Origin of the sequence: Paraburkholderia sp. BL18I3N2 (genome assembly GCF_003001875.1) — a bacterium.
Taxonomy (GTDB): Bacteria; Pseudomonadota; Gammaproteobacteria; order Burkholderiales; family Burkholderiaceae; genus Paraburkholderia; species Paraburkholderia phytofirmans.
Map to the genome: position 1 here is coordinate 411,892 of NZ_PVNC01000001.1, position 19,233 is coordinate 431,124.

At 62.6% G+C, this 19,233-nt stretch carries 17 protein-coding genes; 7 read left to right on the plus strand and 10 right to left on the minus strand.

Annotation, left to right across the window (positions count from 1 at the left end; genetic code table 11):
- Window positions 1-23: 23 nt before the first annotated feature.
- Together B0G75_RS01925 and B0G75_RS01930 are read left to right on the plus strand one after the other, a co-directional pair.
- Window positions 24-3,080, plus strand: coding sequence for a peptidase domain-containing ABC transporter (locus B0G75_RS01925; RefSeq protein ID WP_106300128.1), 3,057 nt, complete (start codon window positions 24-26; stop codon window positions 3,078-3,080).
- Window positions 3,080-4,435, plus strand: a complete 1,356-nt coding sequence (locus B0G75_RS01930) for a sigma-54-dependent Fis family transcriptional regulator (RefSeq protein WP_106300130.1) — start codon at window positions 3,080-3,082, stop codon at window positions 4,433-4,435. Before B0G75_RS01925 ends, B0G75_RS01930 begins: the two co-directional genes overlap by 1 nt.
- Window positions 4,436-4,459: 24 nt before the next feature.
- On the opposite strand, the gene B0G75_RS01935 is transcribed toward B0G75_RS01930, so the two are convergent.
- Entirely contained in the window at window positions 4,460-5,230 is a 771-nt protein-coding gene (locus B0G75_RS01935) for a PP2C family serine/threonine-protein phosphatase (protein WP_106300132.1), read from the minus strand.
- A 5-nt stretch (window positions 5,231-5,235) separates the two neighbouring features.
- Window positions 5,236-5,523 carry a hypothetical protein gene (locus tag B0G75_RS01940; RefSeq protein WP_012425907.1) on the minus strand — a complete coding sequence of 96 codons (288 nt, stop codon included), beginning with the start codon at window positions 5,521-5,523 and terminating at the stop codon, window positions 5,236-5,238.
- A gap of 470 nt (window positions 5,524-5,993) precedes the next feature.
- Here B0G75_RS01940 and B0G75_RS01945 point away from each other — a divergent pair, with 470 nt between their 5' ends.
- Window positions 5,994-6,491: a lecithin retinol acyltransferase family protein gene (locus tag B0G75_RS01945; RefSeq protein ID WP_106300134.1), complete on the plus strand. Its 498-nt coding sequence runs from the start codon at window positions 5,994-5,996 to the stop codon at window positions 6,489-6,491.
- Between the two features lie 68 nt (window positions 6,492-6,559).
- Window positions 6,560-6,817: a hypothetical protein gene (locus B0G75_RS01950; RefSeq protein ID WP_012425909.1), complete on the plus strand. Its 258-nt coding sequence runs from the start codon at window positions 6,560-6,562 to the stop codon at window positions 6,815-6,817.
- Here B0G75_RS01950 and B0G75_RS01955 read toward each other — a convergent pair.
- Window positions 6,814-7,692: a LysR substrate-binding domain-containing protein gene (locus B0G75_RS01955; RefSeq protein WP_106300136.1), complete on the minus strand. Its 879-nt coding sequence runs from the start codon at window positions 7,690-7,692 to the stop codon at window positions 6,814-6,816. The genes B0G75_RS01950 and B0G75_RS01955 overlap by 4 nt on opposite strands.
- A gap of 100 nt (window positions 7,693-7,792) precedes the next feature.
- On the opposite strand from B0G75_RS01955, the gene bla reads away from it, so the two are divergent.
- Together bla and B0G75_RS01965 are read left to right on the plus strand one after the other, a co-directional pair.
- Window positions 7,793-8,740: a class A beta-lactamase gene (gene bla / locus B0G75_RS01960; protein ID WP_106300138.1), complete on the plus strand. Its 948-nt coding sequence runs from the start codon at window positions 7,793-7,795 to the stop codon at window positions 8,738-8,740.
- A 221-nt stretch (window positions 8,741-8,961) separates the two neighbouring features.
- On the plus strand, window positions 8,962-9,426 hold the full coding sequence (locus B0G75_RS01965; protein ID WP_106300140.1) for a DUF4126 domain-containing protein: 465 nt from the start codon (window positions 8,962-8,964) through the stop codon (window positions 9,424-9,426).
- Window positions 9,427-9,504: 78 nt separating this feature from the next.
- Here B0G75_RS01965 and tehA read toward each other — a convergent pair whose 3' ends face one another.
- Window positions 9,505-10,521 carry a dicarboxylate transporter/tellurite-resistance protein TehA gene (gene tehA, locus B0G75_RS01970; protein WP_106300142.1) on the minus strand — a complete coding sequence of 339 codons (1,017 nt, stop codon included), beginning with the start codon at window positions 10,519-10,521 and terminating at the stop codon, window positions 9,505-9,507.
- 281 nt (window positions 10,522-10,802) lie between these two features.
- Here tehA and B0G75_RS01975 point away from each other — a divergent pair, with 281 nt between their 5' ends.
- Window positions 10,803-11,567 (plus strand): IclR family transcriptional regulator, encoded by a 765-nt coding sequence (locus B0G75_RS01975; RefSeq protein ID WP_012425914.1) that lies wholly within the window; start codon window positions 10,803-10,805, stop codon window positions 11,565-11,567.
- Window positions 11,568-11,596: 29 nt separating this feature from the next.
- Here B0G75_RS01975 and B0G75_RS01980 read toward each other — a convergent pair whose 3' ends face one another.
- The 6 genes from B0G75_RS01980 to B0G75_RS02005 all read right to left on the minus strand — a co-directional run bounded on the left by B0G75_RS01980 (window position 11,597) and on the right by B0G75_RS02005 (window position 19,223).
- The gene (locus tag B0G75_RS01980; RefSeq protein ID WP_106300144.1) at window positions 11,597-12,421 is read right to left on the minus strand and encodes a citryl-CoA lyase; all 825 of its coding nucleotides are present in this window, start codon (window positions 12,419-12,421) and stop codon (window positions 11,597-11,599) included.
- Between the two features lie 2 nt (window positions 12,422-12,423).
- Entirely contained in the window at window positions 12,424-13,623 is a 1,200-nt protein-coding gene (locus B0G75_RS01985; protein ID WP_106300146.1) for a CaiB/BaiF CoA-transferase family protein, read from the minus strand.
- Between the two features lie 41 nt (window positions 13,624-13,664).
- Window positions 13,665-15,098: an MFS transporter gene (locus B0G75_RS01990; RefSeq protein WP_106300148.1), complete on the minus strand. Its 1,434-nt coding sequence runs from the start codon at window positions 15,096-15,098 to the stop codon at window positions 13,665-13,667.
- 204 nt (window positions 15,099-15,302) lie between these two features.
- Window positions 15,303-15,653, minus strand: coding sequence for a response regulator (locus tag B0G75_RS01995; RefSeq protein ID WP_106300150.1), 351 nt, complete (start codon window positions 15,651-15,653; stop codon window positions 15,303-15,305).
- A 6-nt stretch (window positions 15,654-15,659) separates the two neighbouring features.
- Window positions 15,660-17,135 (minus strand): ATPase domain-containing protein, encoded by a 1,476-nt coding sequence (locus tag B0G75_RS02000; protein WP_106300152.1) that lies wholly within the window; start codon window positions 17,133-17,135, stop codon window positions 15,660-15,662.
- Between the two features lie 354 nt (window positions 17,136-17,489).
- Entirely contained in the window at window positions 17,490-19,223 is a 1,734-nt protein-coding gene (locus B0G75_RS02005; protein WP_106300154.1) for a tannase/feruloyl esterase family alpha/beta hydrolase, read from the minus strand.
- Window positions 19,224-19,233: the final 10 nt, after the last annotated feature.

Consider the following 19,233-nt stretch of genomic DNA (forward strand, 5'->3'; position numbering starts at 1 on the left):
GCCGATTCGAGGTCCGTAAGCACATGGATGCACCCCAGACCGCGCCCTCCGCAGCCGAGTTTCTCACCTCGGTGGAAATTTTTTCGCCGTTTTCGCGCGACGAGATCGAGCGTCTTGCCGAATATGCGCAGGCGCGCTTCTATTCGTTCGGAGAAACGGTTTGCTCAGCGGGCGAGACGGCTGACGGTCTGTACGTGATTCGTTCGGGTTCCGTACGGATCTTCTCGGAGGAGCACGGCAAGGAAACCAGCCTGGGTGTGCGCAAGGCCGGCGAGATCTTCGCCGATATTGCGATGTTGCGGACCTATGTCCACGAAGCGTCGGTGCGGTCGTCGGCGAAAACCGAGTTGCTGTTCATTCCGCGCGCCGCGATCGAGCCCGTGATCGCGGGCAATCAGGCCGCGTTGGCGTTCGTTGCCAGCTATGTGGCGATCAATTCGGCGGGCGGTTTCGTCGCGCAGTTATTCGATCTGCGCGGCAAACTGAACAAGGCCGAACTCGAAGAGTATGTGCGCAGCGTCGGCGTGAAACGGGTGGCCGCGGGCAAGGAAATCCTCAAGCAGGACGGACGCGAGGACCGGCGCCTTTACGTGGTGCGCCATGGTGAAGTGCGTATCGTGCGGCACGAGGAGGGGCACGACTACACGCTCGCCACGCTCGGAGAAGGCGAGATATTCGGCGAAAAAGCATGCTTGATGCGCCAGGAGCAGATGGCATCGGTGGTCGCGACGACCGATACGCGGCTGCTGGTGATTCCGGAGCGCACCGTTCACTTCATTCTCGAACGCAATCCAAAGTTGCGCGAAGTGCTCGACGAGCGCATTCGCTATGGCGACCGCGAATTGCAACGGCAAAAGCGGGTCGAACAGCGGCGCAAGCTGCCGCTGATGCTCGATTTGCAAAGCAAGCCCGAGTTCGGCGAGAAAGTCATCAAACGCTTCGCGCTGGTCGAGCAGGCAGAAGAAATGGATTGCGGTGCGGCGTGCCTTGCGATGGTATGCCGCCATTACAGCATTCCAATGACGCTCGGCAAGTTGCGCGAACTGGCCAACGTCACGACCCAGGGCGCGACGCTCGACAGTCTCGCGCGCGCTGGCGAATCGCTCGGCTTTACAGCGCGTGGCGTGCAATGCACGTTCGATTCGTTGCGCGGTTTCGATCTGCCGTTCATCGTGCACTGGGAGGGCTATCACTACGTCGTGGTGTACGGACTCTCCAAAGATTACGTGTGGGTCGCGGATCCGGCGGTCGGCTTCAAGAAAATGACGGTCGAAGATTTCGAGCGCGGCTGGAGCGGCACCTGTCTGCTGTTTACCGGCGGACCGCATCTGCTGCGAATGTCCGCCGCGCGTTCGCCATGGATACGCTTTGTCGGCTACCTCAAGCCGTACAAGAAGATTCTCGGCCACCTGTTTCTCGCCACCTTCGTGATTCAGGTACTGGGCGTGATTCCGCCGCTGATTATCCAGAACATTCTGGACGGCGTGATCGTGCATCAGAATGTCAGCCTGCTGCATCTGCTGATTGGCGGCCTGATCATCGCCAATGTCTTTTCGCAATTGATGTCTTCGATTCGCGCGTATCTGGCGAATTTCATGGTGCGAAACATGGACTTCGCCATGATGTCGCAGTTCTTCAAGCACACCATGTCGCTGCCGTTTTCGTTTTTCGCCAAGCGCAAGACCGGCGACATTTTCGCGCGCTTCCAGGAGAACCAGACGATCCGCGCGTTCCTCACCGAATCCACTGTCACCACGGCGTTGAACCTGCTAATGGTCTTCATCTACTTCACGATCATGTTCGTCTACAACGTGAAGATGACGCTGGTGCTGATCGCGTTCGTCATTCCGATCATGGCGCTGACCGCGATCGCCACACCGAAGATCAAAGGTTACGCGCGCGAAGTGTTCACCGCGTCGACCGAGTCGAAATCGTTTCTGATGGAAGCGCTCGCCGGCGTGGAAACCATCAAGGGCATGGGCATCGAGCGGCCGGTTCGCTTGCGCTGGGAGAAGAAATACGCCAAGGCGCTCGAAGTGCAGTATCGCGCGCACGCATTCAATATTCTGGTGGGACTCGGCAGCCAGTTGCTGAACGCCGCGACGACGATTGCGATTCTGTGGGTCGGCGCGAATCTCGTGCTGGCGCGCGAAATGACGATTGGTCAGTTGATCGCGTTCAATGCGTTCATGGGGAGCGTCCTTGGTCCGCTCATGGGCCTGGTCGGTTTGTGGAGCATGTTGAACGACGCAGGCGTGGCGATGGAACGCCTCGGCGATGTGCTCGATATCGAACCCGAGCAGAAACCCCAGGATTTGCCTTCGCGCGTGATGTTGCCCGAACTCCAAGGCGAGATCAGCCTCAGCGGCGTGTATTTTCGCTATGGCGAAAACGACTCGGCATATGTGCTCGAAAACATCAGCTTCGATATCAAGCCCGGCGAACTGGTGGCGATTGTGGGACGCAGCGGATCGGGCAAGACGACACTCGCCAAATTGCTGGTCGGCTTCTACACGCCGACCGAGGGCAAGATGACGATCGACGGCTACGATCTCGGTGTGGTCGACAAAGCCTATTACCGTGCACAGATTGGCTATGTGATGCAGAGCAATCTGCTGTTCTCCGGCACGATTTCGGAGAACATCGCGAGCGGCGACGATGCGCCCGATCGGCGCCGCATTGAGGAAGTCGCGAAGATGGCCGACGCGCACGGATTCATCAGCAAGATGCCGCTTGGCTACGAGCAGATTGTCGGCGAGCGCGGAATTGGCTTGTCCGGCGGGCAGATCCAGCGGCTGTGCATCGCACGGGCGCTGTATCACGATCCGCGTCTGCTCGTATTCGACGAAGCGACCTCGGCATTGGACTCGCAATCGGAGAGCAATATCCTCGGCAATATGCACGACATTCTGAAGGGCCGCACGGCGGTGATCATCGCGCACCGGCTCAGCACGATCATGCGTGCGGACAAGATTCTCGTGCTGTACGAAGGTGCGATTGTCGAACAGGGCCGTCACGACGAGTTGATCCAGCGCGGCGGCATGTATCACCAGCTGGTCCAGAAACAGTTGAGTGCATGATGATGAAGATTCTCGACCAGATTGAAGAGGCCAGCCCCGCGATTTCGTACGCGGGCCTGATCGAGCGGATCGAGATTCTGCGCTCGACATTGCGCTGGTCGTCGCGGCTGGAGCGCGCGGACATCGACAAACTGCTCCGGCAAGCCACCTCGTTGCGCGACGAAGTGATGCAACTCTCGCACAAGGAGCGCTTCGTGCAGGCGGCGGTGGCCGCCGAGCCGCAGGAGCGCGCCGATCTATCGCGCGGCGCGCGCCGCAAAGCGTTGCTCGAACGCAGTTTCATTTTCGAGGGCACGTTCGGTGACAATCCGCGCCTGCTCGAATCGCTCGAAATCGCCGAGAAAGCGGCGCCGACCGATTTGCCTGTGTTGATCGACGGCGAAAGCGGCACCGGCAAGGAGTTGATGGCGAAGGTGGTTCACGCCAACGGCTCGCGCGCCGACAAGCCGTTCATTTCCGTGAACTGCGGCGCGATTCCCGACAATCTGCTGGAGTCGGAATTGTTCGGGCATCGCAAGGGCGCGTTCACGGGGGCTTCGAACGACCGCAAGGGGAAATTCGAAAGCGCGCATACAGGTACGATCTTTCTCGACGAAATCGGCGAGTTGCCGCTCGCCGGCCAGGTGAAGCTACTGCGTGTGCTGGAAGCGCATGAGATTCAACGCGTCGGGTCCGACGAAACGATTGCGGTGGACACGCGCATCGTCGCGGCGACCAATCGCAATCTCCGGCAACTCAGCGAAGAGGGCAAATTCCGCGAGGATCTGTTCTACCGGCTTAGCGTGATTCATGTGACGTTGCCGCCGCTGCGCGAACGTCGCGACGAAATTCCTCTGCTGATTTCGTGGTTCGGCGACGAAGCCGCCGGCACGTTAAAGCGCAGGCCCGTGCGATTGACGCCGCGTTTGCGGGACTTTCTGCTGAACTATGCGTATCCAGGCAACATCCGCGAGTTACGCAACGTGATGTATCGCGTATCGTGTCTGGCCGGCGATATGGCCGATGTCGACCATTTGCCGGTGGACATGCGGCCGGCAGCGCCCGGAGCCGCGGCGGCTTCCAACGCCGCGACCGCAACAGGGCAGGAGCCGATCAGCGTGGCGAACCTGATGTCGCTGAGCGACGCAAAGCGCGCCGCCAGCGACGACGCCGAAAAAGCCTTCCTCGAGCGCGGCCTTCGCGAAGTGAGCGGCACGGTGGCGGAACTGGCCCGTCGTATCGACATGAACCGTTCGCATCTGCAGATGCTTCTGAAGAAACACGGCCTGCACTCGAAGGATTTCCGCAATCGCAATCAGCCTGCCGCGAACAAGAACGGCGCTGAGGATCGCGACGATGAAGACAACGACACGTGAGGCCGCGTCGCTAAAGCAGTAGGTTCAAGGCGCCGGATTCAGCAGCGTTTTGTCCGCCGCATTAGGGTCTTCAGCGCGCACGACCACGGCGGTAATGTTGTCGCGGCCGCCGCGCGCGAGCGCCATATCGACGAGTTCTTCACACGCGTTCGCGCATGCCGCATTGCTCAGCACAGCGAGCATGTCGTCTTCGCTGACTTCGTTGCTCAGGCCGTCGCTGCAGAGAAGGAAGACGTCGCCGTCCGCGACCTCGATCGCATCGTCGTCGAGTTCCAGCAGGTCGGTGGCGCCCACGGCGCGCGTGATCATGTGTTGCGCCGGATGATGCCGCGCCTCTTCTTCAGTGAGCACCCCGAGCGACTTCAGCGCTTCCACCTGACTGTGGTCGCGCGTGAGTTGCCGCAGGCTGCCTTCGCGCAGCAGGTAGAGGCGGCTGTCGCCGGCCCAGATGTAGCCGCAGAAGCGATCGCAGGCGAGCAGCACGACGACCGTGCTGCCGATACGCTGCACCTGGCGGCGCGCGGCTTCTTCCCGTAGTTGACGATTGGCGGTTTGCAGGCGCGCGCGCGCATCGGCGACGAAAGACTTCATGCTGACGGGCGGCGTGAGCCGGCTGAGCGCGTCGATTACCAGACGGCTCGCCAGATCGCCGACCGCGTGTCCACCCATGCCGTCGGCGACGGCCCAGCGTCCGAGCGCGGACTGGTCGAGACAGGAATCTTCGTTGATTTCGCGGACACGCCCGGCGTCGGAACGCGCGGACGACGTCCAGCGAAATTGGCTCGCGCAGGTCACAACGGTTACACCATATCGTTTCTGCTACGTGCGTCGGGAGAGACACTGATGTTCGAGTTCGCGCCGGTGTTGCGCACATCGACCGACTGGAACGTGTTGATCATCTGGTTAGCATAGAAGTTGTTGGTCACGTCGTACAGGTTCACGACGGGCCCAATGCTCGGCGTATCGCGTACGTAGGGCTGAATCCAGCCGTACACCCACGGGGCGCCGCCGCCGCCGCGGATCGCTGTCATCGCTTTACGGTCTAGCGCGAGGTTCAGCGATAAGTCGCTTACTGTAATTGAAGCCATGTCGTTTCTCCGGTTGGCCGCGTGTGTAACGCGCGCGGTGACGCGCGGTTAAGAAGTATCTGGCCGTTATAGTGCAAGTGCTATGCCAATTCCCGAGCGATTCGCGCGGTTTGTCGTAGCGCCTTGATTGCCGGGCGATTCCGCGCGCTTGCGGATGCAGCGCACGGGCGTGCATGAATTCATCGGTCGGCTGGCAGCCAACACGCCCTCACTCGAACCGGTGCGCGACCCAACACATTCCCGCCGCCCGCCGCATCTCTTCAATCCAAGTACTTCCCTCTTCACGGCAGCTAAAAATGAGCGCCGCTCGCCAACACTTAGGCGGAATTTCTGTCGGTCCGCAACGGACACTCATGGTCTCCGGAATTCCGCGTTTTCCCGCGAAGCCCTTTAAATAAAGGCTTTCGCGCACATGGCCCGGATGATGCGGAAGATCTCGCAACAGTGTTGGAAATCGAAGCGAGACAGCCATGAACACGAACCAAACCAGCAGCGAAAACAGCGCAGACCGCTGCGACGCCGCGTCCACCATCGACCTGCCGATCGGCGCGCATCTCGTCACGCAACGTCGCGGTTACGAACACCACGGCATTTATGTGGGCAACGGACGTGTGGTTCATTACTCGGGCTTTGCAGGTTCAGCGCATCGCGGCCCCGTTGAAGAAGTGGAACTGGAACGCTTCGCCGCCGGCCATCCGCTGTCGATCCGCCCGACCCCGGCCGCCCGCTACGTCGGCGACGAAGCCGTGCGCCGCGCTCGCTCCCGTCTCGGCGAAAACCATTATCGCCTGCTCACGAACAACTGCGAGCACTTCTGCGCATGGTGCCTGCTCGGCGAAAGCCGTAGCGAACAAGTGCATTGCTGCCTGCGCCATCCGTGTACCGGCATGCATGCGCTGGTGTGCCTCGTAAAGGCTTTTGTGGAAAGCGGCGCGAAGGGCGCTCACGGTTCCGCGCAGTTTGCGTGAACCAGCGACACCGAATTTCAGCGACTCGTTTCAGTGGTTTAACTGTTCAAGGATTCAAGGAGAACATCATGGCTGCCGCCGAAAAGACCTTGCATTGGGCCGTAGACAAATGGCTTGCCCCGACCCCGTCGATGCCCGCACGCGTCGTGCAGTTTTGCCACCGTGCGTCGCAACATCAGCGCTATGTGTGCGTGGAAGCCTTGCGCCCGGGCGGCATGCTGTCGATCTTCTTCTTCCGTCACGACGACGGCTCGTGGAACGTGTTTCCGCCGCAAGCCGAACGGCCCGCCATGAACGGACATCGCCGCGCATTGTTGGCTGCCTAGTTCTGCGTCTGTGCCGACGCCTCCTTGATGATCCACTGATTGAACAGCAGCATCGCCGGTGTCATGGGCTTGCCCTTCAGCCATGTCAGCCAGTAACTGCCGGCGTGAACCTCTACTTCGAACGGGCGCACCAGCCTGCCTGTGTTGATCTCGTGATCGAACATCAGCGCGGGCGCGAGCGCGATACCCGCACCTTGCATCGCCGCTTCCACCATCAGCCGCGACGAATCGAACACCGGCCCGCGAATCGGCCGCGGCGGAATGCCTGCCGCGCTGAACCAGCTCATCCAGTCGTCGGTGCGATAGGAGCGCAGCAAGGTTTCGCCGACGAGATCCTCCGGCTTCGACAGACGCGCGGCAATCTCCGGTGTGCAGAGCAGCGTGAGCGGCGCGTCGAGCAGGCGGGTCGCGAGCGAACCGGGCCAAGTGCCGTCGCCGAAACGGATCGCGAAATCGAGACCTTCGGTGGCGAGATCGACCAGGTTGTTGTTCGTCAGCAGCCGCAATTCGACGAACGGATGCGCGTCGCGAAAGGACTTGAGGCGCGGCATCAGCCAGCCTACCGCGAAGGTGCCCACCACGCCCACCGTCAGCACCTCGTGAAAGTGGCCGCCTTCGAATTGTTTGAGCACCGCTTCGATGCGATCGAATGCGTCGGTCAGCACCGGACGTAGCGCGAGGCCCTCGTCGGTCATGGCGAGGCCGCGCGGCAGACGCTTGAAAAGCGCGGTGCCCAGCCGCTCCTCCAAGGTTCGGACCTGCTGGCTGACAGCGGCCTGGGTGACGTTCAGTTCGAGTGCCGCGCGCGTGAAGCTCAGATGCCGGGCGGACGATTCGAAGGCACGCAGCGCATTCAACGGAAGGTACGGTCTCATGGCGAAGGCATAAGATTTTCTTGTGATTTGGCTAACTTATCATCGTTTGTCAGCGACGGGCGGAAAACCGATAGTTGCGGCTTCACACAAAGGAGCGGCGATGATCACAAGACGGAAGTTCGCGGGTGCGATGCTGGGCGTTTCGATAGCTGGGGTTGCGGTTGGCAGCGCCGGCGCGTTCGGCAAGGCATCCGGCAAGACGGTGAAAACAGGCGCGGCGGCGCAAGGGCGCGAGTTGGCGAAGGCGGATGCGATCCGTCGGCGGCTCGCTGAAATCGAAGCGGCGAGCGGCGGCCGGTTGGGTGTGTCGATCGTCGATACGACGTCAGGCTTGCACGCCGGTTTGCGGACCGACGAGCGCTTTCCGATGTGCAGCACCTTCAAGATGCTGGTGGCCGGCGCCGTACTTGCGCGCACGGATCGTGGCGAGGAAAACTTGCAACGGCGCGTTGTGTTCTCACAGAGCGACGTGGTGTCGAATTCGCCGGCCACGGGCAAGCACGCGCGCGAACTGACCGGCAATGCGGGCATGAGTGTCGCCGAGTTGTGCAAGGCGGCGATCACGCTCAGCGACAACACGGCGGCGAATCTGTTGTTGGCGACCTTCGGTGGCCCGGCGGGATTGACCGCGTTCGCTCGCAGTCTCGGCGACGGCGTCACGCGCCTGGATCGCATCGAGCCGACGCTGAACGAGGGGACGCCCGGCGACCCGCGCGACACCACCACGCCGAACGCCATGCTTGGCAATCTGCGCGAGTTGCTGCTCGGCGAGCGGTTGTCCTCATCCTCACGGGCGCAACTGCTGGCGTGGCTCGCCGCCAACGAGACCGGCGGCGCACGGATTCGCGCGAAGCTGCCGAAGGACTGGGGCGTGGGCGACAAGACCGGCACCGGCGATCACGGCACGGCCAACGACGTGGCGATTCTGTGGCCGCCCGGACGCGGTCCAGTGCTGGTGACCGTGTACCTCACCGGAACGGATGGCGACGCGGCGCGCAGCAATGCGGCCATCGCGGACGTGGGCGCGTTGGTGGTGGCGTCTATCTGATTGCGGCGCGGACACGGATGCACGCGACGCGATGACCGGTGCGCCGATCGAAGTATGCGACACTAGGGCCACACCGAAAGGAGGCAACAGCGAATCGGCCTCGATGCATGCGGTGAGAAGTTGACTCTCCATGGAAATGCTCGACACCTTCTGCCGGCGTTCGTCCAGGTAAACCGTCGGCTTGTTCAACCACGCATCGCTGCCTTGATTCGGAGTCCCCTATGTCTGTCTATGTGCTGGCATTGCTGATCGGCGTCGTGGCCGGTCTTCGCGCGATGACCGCGCCCGCCGCGGTCAGTTGGGCGGCGCATCTGGGCTGGTTGCCGCTGCAAGACACGCCGCTGGCATTTCTCGGCTTCACCGCCACGCCGTATATCTTTACGGTGCTGGCCATCGTCGAACTGATCACCGATCAACTGCCGAAAACCCCTAGCCGTACCGTGCCGATGCAATTCGGCGCGCGTCTCGTGCTTGGCGGCTTGAGCGGTGCGGCGATCGGCGCGGCGCATGGCGGAGTGGGGGCCGGCTTGATCGCGGGATTGATCGGCGCCGTGATCGGCACCTTGGGCGGCGCAAGAGTTCGCAGCGCAATGGCGCGTGCCTTCGGACGGGACCAGCCGGCCGCGTTGATCGAAGATGCGGTGGCGATCGTCGGCGCGGTGCTGATTGTGATGGCGTTGCGTTGATGTATTTCAGAAAGATGTGACGGGACGCATCTCACCTCGTTGCGTCCCGTCTCGCTGAAGCGAGGCAGTTCGAGCGGTTTAGCTGGCCCGTGCGATGCGTGAATCGGCGGGCGTCTGCGGTGCGGGCAGCGCACCCGTAACCGCAGCGGCGGGAATCAGCTTGCCGCGCATCAGCAAGCCCAACGTCTTCACCGCCAGAATCGCGATGATCACATTCGCCGCGATGAACAGAACCGGTGCGGCGTATTCAACCGGACCCGTCGCGCCTCGTTCGACCATCCGCAGCGCCATCGTCGGCAGGGCGGCGACGCCAAAGCTAAAGGCCCAGTAAGCCGGCGTGAAGGCCTGTTGGCGAACCCACGGCAGCAAACGCAGGAGCAGCAAAGCCTGGTACAAGCCATAACCAAGCAGAATCATGGCGAACAGGTCAGGTGTGCCGCTGCTCAAACTCAGATAGGTCACCCCGCCCACCACCGGCGGTGCAAGCTGGATGCCGAGCACCGGGCGCAAAGCGTCGGGCAGCGGTTCATGCACGGCGGCGCGATGCAGGATCAACGATTCAATCGCAAGCCACGACAGCAAACCTACGCCGAAAAAGAGTTCGCCCAGTTGGTGAAAACCGAAGGCGGCCGAAGCCGTACCCGCCACGAAGCTCGCCCCCACCGTCGGCAGATAGATGGCGGGCGTCACCAGTTCGGGCTTGCGGCCGCCTTGCCAGAGCCGTCCATGCAAATACGTGCCAAGAGCGAGTTGCGCGACCACGGCAGCGCCGTACAGCGCGAGCGCCAACGTATGCGCGAAAGGTTGCAGGAGCTGGGCAGCGAGCAGGCCCGAAATAGGACCGAGCGCCGCGAACGACGATTGCACCGGATGCTGCATTTCCGCGCGGGCTTCGTCGGCACGCGTCAGCCATTTTTGCCCGTATGCCACCAGAATCACGAGCCACACGACGAGCGCGGCTACCGTCATCGCGTTGCCTGCCAGGGCGGGCAGATGCCAGAGCCTGATCGCCACGCGCCACAAATTGGCGAACGCCAGCGCGCCTACCGCGATCCCGAAGAAAGCAACTGGAACCGTGCCACGATTGCTGTTCATCACCGATCCTCCGAAAGTTGCGTCGCGCTCCGTTGTTCCGGCTCCGCGCGATCGATGACGTACTGTAAAAGGCGGCTGCCAAACGCTGAATGCTGGACGCGCTCAACAAATCGCGCGATCGTCTCAAGATGCGGTGTGCCGCATCCGGCGGGCATTTGCGCCGGGGGTGTCACGCGAGTTCGGAATTCCGCGCCGGAATCAGCGGCAAAGCGCCCGCAGCGGGTATGACAGCCGGGCGTCATGGCGTAAAATTTCCGCTCCCCTATGAAGTAATGCCATCCATGCCAACGCCCGCGGACAAATCGAACACGAAGGAAAGCGAAGGCGTTGCCGTCATCGATCGTGCTTGCGCCATCCTGTTCGCCTTCCGGCCGGATGATTACGCGCTCACGCTCGCCGAACTGGCGGCGCGCACGGGGCTCTACAAGAGCACGTTGTTGCGGCTCGCGGGCTCGTTGATCCAGCATCGCCTGCTGCTGCGTCTCGACGACGGCCGCTATCAGCTCGGCTCCGCCACCTTCATGCTGGGCGCCTTGTATCAACGCAGCCTGAACCTCGGCGATATTGTCGTGCCGCTCATGCGCGAGCTCGCGGAAACCAGCGGCGAAAGCGTGTCGTTCTACGTACGCGACGAAGCGGTGCGAGTGTGTCTGCATCGGGTGGATTCGAGGCATGCGGTGCGTTTTCATGTGCGCGAAGGCGACGTGCTGCCGCTGGAAAGCGGCTCGGGCGGCCTTGCATTGCTCGCCTTCGGCGGCATGCCGGGCGCGCCGTACGAGAAGATTCGCGAGGACTTCTACTGTGTGTCGATCGGCGAACGCGACCGGGAGACGGCGGGTATTTCCATGCCGGTATTCGGCGTGCGCCAGAGCCTGCGTGGCGTGCTGACGCTGGCCGGTCCGAGCTCGCGGATCGACCAAGCGTTTCTCGAACGCAATCTCGGCGCGCTATTCGATTGTGCCGCGCGCGCCACCGACGCTTTGGGCGGCGATTCGCGCGCCATGCGCAACGCGCAGCGGCGCGCGGCCGAAGTTCAGGACAAGTAGTTCAGGCCCAGCGGTTCAGCGCAAGCGGCTCAAGGCAAATGCCGCTCGCGTTTGCCGGTGTACGTGTAGGCCATCTGGCGCGGCATCGGACCTTTGTTGCGCTCCTTGCGTCCGCGCTGTTCCCATGCATGCGACAGAATGCCGACCGCGCGCGACAGGCAGAACACGCCACGCGCCAGCTCGGGTGCAAAGCCGAGTTCGGCGTAGATCACGGCGGTGGCGCCGTCGATATTCATCGGTACGGGCTTGCTCTTGCGGCTCATCAGCAGCGCTTCTATGCCGCGCGCGATCGCGGCATAGCGTCCGCTGATACGCTCCGCACGCACGTTCTCGTCCACCAGCGCCAGAAGCCGCGGCGCACGCGGATCGACCGGATGAAAGCGATGCCCGAAGCCCGGCAGATATTTGCCGTGCGCCGCGATGAACGCATCCACACCTTGTTCGACGGCGTGCTCCATCGTGGCGCCCGCTTGCATGCGGGCGTCGATAGCGTCATACAGTTCGACCGCCTGCTGACCCGCGCCGCCGTGCACATCGTCCAACGCATTGATTGCCGAGGCCATTGCGCCGTTCAGCGGCAAGCCGCAACTGGTCGCCATCCGCGAGATGGCAATCGACGGCGCATGCGGCCCATGATCCACCGACGACACCAACGCGGCTTCGAACAAACGCGCCTGCTCAGTGTCGGGTAATTCGCCGCGCAGCATCAGCCAGATCATCTGCGCAAAGCTGACGTTGCCGATCAACTCCTGAATCGGGAAACCGCGCACATTGATCGAGCCCGGATGAATGTCGATGATCGAGGTGCTCCAATAGTCGGCAGCGAGCTTCGCTGCATCGAACGCTTGCGTCATGTTCAGATCACTCCTTCGGCGCGTAGTTGATCGATGTGTGCGTCGTCGTAACCGAGCGCGGCGAGTTGTTCACGCGTGTGAGCCGAGAGAACCGGCGCGGGCGTGCTCGGCGCCGTGTCCGCGTCGTGCAGACGAAAACCGGCGCGGGTCACGCGCTGGCGGTCCGTGGTGGCACCCGCGGCGAATTCGCGGATGAAGCCGCGCGACTCCAGATGCGGATGCGCGAGAATCTCCGGCACCGACATCACCCGGCCGGCCGGTACGCCGGCTTCAAAGAAACGCGCTTCCCAGTTCGCGGCGCTGTCGCGCGCGAGTGCCGCTTCGATTTCCGCTTTCAACGCGGCGCGATTCACCTTGCGCGCGTTGCGCTCGGAAAAACGCGGATCGTCGAGCAGATCCGCTCGACCGATCAACTGACACAAGCTCGCGAACTGTTTGTTTTCGTTAGCGGCGATATTGAGCGGGCCGTCTCCGGTTTTAAAAGTACCCGACGGCGCGGCGGTGAAGTTCTCGTTGCCCATCGGCGTCGGCGTAACGCCGGCATTCAGGAAGTTCGAGACGACCCAGCCCATGGTCGCGAGCGTAGCTTCGAGCATCGAAACATCGAGCATGCGGCCATGTCCCGTGGCGCGCGCGTCGAGTAACGCGGCGCAAATGCCGAACGCCGCCGTGAGACCGCCGACCGTGTCCGACACCGGATAGCCGACACGCAACGGTGCGCTGTCGGCATCGCCGGTCACGCTCATCACGCCGGAGATGCCCTGAATGATCTGATCGTAGGCAGGCCGTTTCGCAAACTCGCCGTCCATGCCGAAGCCGGAGATCGCGCAATACACGAGCTTCGGATTGACCTCGCGCAGCGCCTCGAAATCGAGGCCGAGCCGTGTCATGACGCCGGGCCGGAAATTTTCGACCAGCACGTCCGCGGTTTTAACGAGCTCGCGCAGAATCGTCTTGCCGCGCGGGTCTTTCAGATTGAGCGTGACCGACTGCTTACCCGCGTTCACGGCGACGAACGAGGCGCCCATGTTGCGCGCCGACGCGTCCTTGTCGGCGCCCAGACGCCGCGCCAGATCGCCGCCTTCCGGATGCTCGACCTTGATCACTTCGGCGCCGAGCAACGCGAGTTGATACGCGCAAAACGGCCCGGCCAATACATTCGATAAGTCCAGTACGCGGACTCCAGCCAATGGCGGCGTCATGTTCAAAACCTCTTGTTCAAAATGCGATTCAGTGCAGTTCTTCAGTGCGAAATTTCGTCGAGATTGCGGTGGTTGGTCCGTGGCCCGAAGATGCCGATCGCGCCCATCACCATCACCATCGACGCGCTGATTAACGCGAACACGCCGCTCACGCCGAAGTGACGCAGCGCGGACGCGATCATGAAGCCGGAGAACATCGCGGAGAGACGCGACATCGAGTAGACGAAGCCGACGGCGCGCGCCCGTAAACGCGTCGGGAAGAGTTCGGTTTGATACGCGTGATAGCCGACCGAGAGCAGCGTGCCGCTCAGCGTGATCAGCACGCCGAGCGTCATTAGCATGACAGGCGAGGTTTGCGTCGCGAACAGGCTGCCGAACACGGCGATGCCGAGCGCCGACAGTACGATCAAGGTCTTCCGTTCGATGCGGTCCGCGATCGCCATGCCGATCAGCGGTCCGAATGGATTGGATACCGCGATCACGAACGAGTACAGCAGACTGTGCGTGATCGTCACGCCTTTAGAGACCAGCAGCGTCGGCACCCATGAGGCGAAGCCGTAAAAGCCGATCGCCTGGAACAGATTGAAGACGAGCATCGTGATCGCGCGCTTGCGATACGGCGGCTGCCAGATTTCACGGAAGGCGGCCTTGGTGGTCGCCGGTTCGACGGTCGGCACGGCGGGCGGCAGAGGCTTGCCGTATTGCGCGGCGACTTTCGCTTCCAGCGCCTGCAGCACCTGCTCGGCTTCGGCGGCGCGGCCTTGTTGAGCGAGCCAGCGCGGGCTTTCCGGCACGCGCCGGCGAATCGCCCACACCACCACCGCGCCCAACGCGCCGATGATCACGACCCAGCGCCAGCCGTCGAGTCCGAACGGCGTGCGCGGCACTAGCCACCACGCGAGAAACGCAACCGACGGCACAGCGGTGTACTGCACCAGATGCACGAACGCAAAGGCGCGGCCGCGCAGATGTTTAGGCACGAGTTCGCTGACGTACGTATCGATCGTCACCAGTTCGACACCCACGCCGATACCGGCGATCAGGCGCCACAGATTGATGGCGGGCGCCGTGCTTTGCAGCGCCATGATGAGCGTCGCGGCGGAGTACCACAGCAGCGACACGGTGAACACGGTCTTGCGGCCGTAGCGGTCGGCCATGCCCGCTAGAAAGAACGTGCCGATGAAGAGCCCGGCAAACGACGCTGCCACGAACGCGCCAAGTCCGGACACGCCGAAGAACGACGCGGTGGTCGTCGAATAAACCCCGCTTTTGACGAGGCCAGGGCCGACGTACGCGGTGAAGAACAAATCGTAGAACTCGAACCAGCCGCCGATCGACAGCAGGAACACCAGCATCCACACCGCGCGCGTCGCGGGCAGGCGGTCGATGCGCGCGTTGACGCCGGGCATGAGTTCCGGCGCGCCGGCGCTCGTGTGGGGCGACGCGCGTGACGTGTCGATCGGCAGGCTTGCCATGGAATCCCTCCTTCGGGTATCTCTCATCACTATCGTTCTATCAGATAGAACGACGTTCTGTTTAATGGGTGTGCCGAGAGTAGTCGGTGTGGCAAGTGCCAGGAATTCGGGGTTTTACCTAGAGAGAGGAATCAGCGTTTGCGGATGGGCGCTTGCGCCGGTCCGCCGCAGGGCGTTCCGGCGCGCCTACTCCGCGCCTACTTTTCACGCGCCCATACGCTGGAGCATGGCCAGCAAGGCATCGAATGAAAGCGGCTTGCGCGCATATTCAATGCGGGGATTCGGCTGCACGGGGATATCCGCAGCTGCGCTGCACAGGACGATTGGAATGGCGCGCAGATCGGAATCGGCATTCAGCTCCGCGCACAACTGCAGCCCCGACATGACCGGCATCATGCAGTCCGACACGATGATGTCGGGTCGGGTCTTGCGTATCTGTTCGAGCGCGGCGGCCCCATTCGACGCCGTCAGCACGGTATAGCCGTGCCGCTCCAGCAGCAGCCGCCAGACTGTCAGGATGTCGAACTCGTCGTCCACGACCAGAATGGTTTTCATGGTCGGCTAGGTATTTCGTCGCGGCTGAAGTGTGGCCGACAGGCCGGCCGGCGCATGCAGGCTGGCGACACTCGCCGGGTTTTCGTTGACGTCGAGACCTTGAGACGAAATCACAAGCTCGCGCAAGGAAGTGTCGTGGGCGCTTTCACGCTGCTTGACCACGGAAATCATGCGTCGCAGACCCGTGTCCGTTTCGGCGTAACGCAGCAGCACGAGATTTTCCGTCAGCGCCGAAACGCGCACGCTCCGCGCGTGGCCGGGATCGGCGTAAAGCGGCAGTTCTTCGGTCAGCAACGTGGTGACGCAGGCTTCGCGAAGCTGGTGTAGCAGCGCATTCAGGAACAGGCCAAAGCGTTCAGTACGCAACGCGGAATCGCGGAACCCTTCCACGCCGTCGATGACGATGCGCGACGCGCCGAACTTTTTGACCGTGGCGAGCGCGGTGGCCGTAAGTTCGTCGATGGCCAGTTCAATGGCCGGTTGCCATTGGATCACGAGCCGGCCGTCCTCATACGCGTCCGCGAGTCCGATCGACACGGCCTCGGCTTTGCCGATCAGCCGCCGCGGTCCTTCGTAAAAGCCGAGGTACAGGCAGCGTTCGCCACGCGCGACGCCGGCCGCGAGAAATTGCAGACAGAGGAGGGTCTTGCCGACGCCCGACGGCCCGATCAGCGTAGTCGTGGAGCCTTGCGCAAAGCCGCCGCCGAGCAGGCCGTCCAGATGCGGCAGGCCGAAGCCGAGCCGCGTTTTCAGATCCACTGGACCGGGTTGCGCGGCAGGTTGCGCTTCCAGGCGCGGGAACATCAAGAGCCCGCTTTCGGCGATGCGGAAGAAATGCTTGCCCATCAGATGGTTGCGCGCGCGCATCTTGTGGACTTCGATTTCGCGCGCGCGGCGCATGCCGTCGCTATAGCGGTTCAGTTCGATCAGGCCGTCGACGAGCGTATGTTCCGGATGCGGTTCGTTGCCGGACAGCGGCGCGAGCAGCAAGGTCGTGCAATCCATGGCCGCGACCAGCGCATTCAACTCGTGGATGAACTTGGATAGCGACAGCTCGGTCTCGCTGAATTCACGCGCGCTCCGAAAGCCGTCGATGATCATCAGGCTCGGGCGGTAATCGTAAATGATCGAGGCAATCAGTTTGAGGAAGCCATCGAGGCCGTCGTTCATCAGCTCGTGATAGCCGGACACGAACAGCATCTGCTGGGCGACCGCATTCTCGTCGAAGAAACTCAGACCCTTGAGATGACCCAGCAGCTTGTCGTGCGATTCGGCGATCAAGGTCATGTACAACACCTTCTCGCCCTGGCTTACGCGATGAAAACCAATCTGGCTCGACAGGATCGTCTTGCCGGCGCCGGCCATGCCCTCCAGCAGATACACGCCGCCGCGGACCAAACCTCCGCCCAGGATCTCGTCGAGACCGGGGACACCCGTTTCCACGTTGGATCGGGAAGACGTCTGAGATTCGTGGTTAGTCATTGTCGAAGAGTCGTTCAAAGTGCGGAGAAGCGATGGCTCCCACAGGAACCGTCTATTGCTCAAACTACCATTATCAGCAATTCGCGTTCCCGCTCCGGGCGGCGACGCTGTGCGTCGGCATGAGATGCGGGGGATTCTACCGGGGGGCGAGGCGCTTGGCGAACCGCAAATTGAACATAGGGTGCGAGACGCGCAGGCAGAGCGTTGCCGGCCGCCGAATAGCGGTGAATTTTCAACGCGATGCAAGGAAGGAAGAGGAAAGAACGGGGCCGCGCCTCGTGCACGCGATAGTACAAAGGTACATTGCATGCGCGAGGCGGGTACAGCGAAGCGGGCCGGTGGCCCGCCTTTGACTCAGCTACAAGCGAAACTACTCGCGGCGTTGACGTCGCCGCCCTGATAGCGCGCCACCTTCGGATACGGGCAAAGCGGCCGCGTGCGACCCGCGCCCCAGCCGGCGGGCACGTCCGGGTTCGGCGCGACATTGCTCGCGTCGCGCGCGGTGGCGACCACGCTGTCCGGCGCCTTCCCCTGTTCGACCCATGCGACGAGCGGCGTGAGCATGTCGAACTGGTCGGTGCTCGGACCGCCGCTGCAGTGGTTCATGCCGGCAATCGTGTAAAGGCGCGCGAAGTTCGACGCGTCGCCGCTATTGGCTGCCGCGAGCCGCTGATACCAGTCGGTCGTGTCGTTCGATGAAAACACCGGGTCGCTCGTGCCGTGATAGACCATCAGCTTTGCCCCGCGCTGCTTCAATGCGCTCAGATTGGTTTCGTCGGGCGGCGTCATGAACGACCAGGCAGACTCGTTATACGCGCCGCTGGTGGCGAAGATCTTCGGCGCGTCGGTGTCCATGCTGAAGTTCAGCGCGTACGTGGACAACTGGCTCAACACGGAAGCGGTTTGCGGCGGCGTGGTGAACGTGAAGGCAGCCGCGGCCGGATCGAGCGTGATCGAATTGGCCTGCTTCCATGCCGACCAGCCGGGGCCGAGTCCGGCGTCGTATGGGAAGCTTGCATAGAGGGCCGTGCCCGCACTGTTGCGCGCGCCGGCGAACACATTGCCGACGGCGTCTTTCTGCGCGCTCGTCAAACACGTGCCGTCGCGGACGTTGTTCGTGCAGGTCGGGACGTCGGTGGCAAGGCTGAAGTTTGCCTGGCATGCCTTGATATCCTGAATGAGGCCGTCGGTCGCACCGTCGAGTGCATCGCACTTCGACAGTATTTTCGACGCCACCATTTGGCGTTCCGCCGCGGTGAAGCCGGTCGTGATATCGGGCAGGCCGTCCGAGGTCGTCGCGGTCGCCACTTTCGCGAGCTGCTGCGCGCTCCACATTTCGCCGACGGCCGCCTTCGGCAGATGGAAGCCCGGATCGCCAGCAATGATGCCGTCATATTCCGCCGATGAGCGTGCCGCCGCGACCAGCGCATGACGTCCGCCGTTGGAGCAGCCGTCGAAGTAGCTGCGGTCCGGCGCCTTGCCGTACGCTAGCTTGATGACCTGCTTGGCCATCGGCGTGAGCGTGGCGACTGCGTTGTAGCCGTAGTCGATCCGCGCCTGCGGATCGAGACCGAACAGGGGATTTTGCGCCGAGCTGTGCCCGGCATCCGAGCTGATGACCGCGAAGCCCATGTTGAGCGCGTCGCTGGTGGGACCGCCGCCGCCGATCCCGCCTGTGGCCGTGACCACATTGCCGTCGAGTCCGCCGTTGGCCTGATAGAAGAAACGCCCGTTCCATGCAATCGGCAGGCGCATTTCGAAGCCGATCGCGTAGGTCTTGCCGTCCACGCTGCTGACCCGCTGATTCATGCTGCCTTGAATCAGGCAATGTTCGGCGATGGATTTTCCGGCTACTTTCAGCGTGCCTGCCGCGACGTCCGTCACCGTGGTGAAGACGGTGTTGGCGAACGAGAGCTTCGCAGCGAGTGCCGCGCAATTGCCCGCCAGCGTGCCGGGCGTGGCCGCGCTCAGTTGCGGCAAGGAGGACGAATTGGCGCCGGTGTTGGCGGCGCTGCCGAGATCGTTGCCGCCGCACGCGGCGAGTGTGAGCGTAGCAGCCGCCGCGAGCGCGATAGAGGTGCACTTCATGCCATGTCTC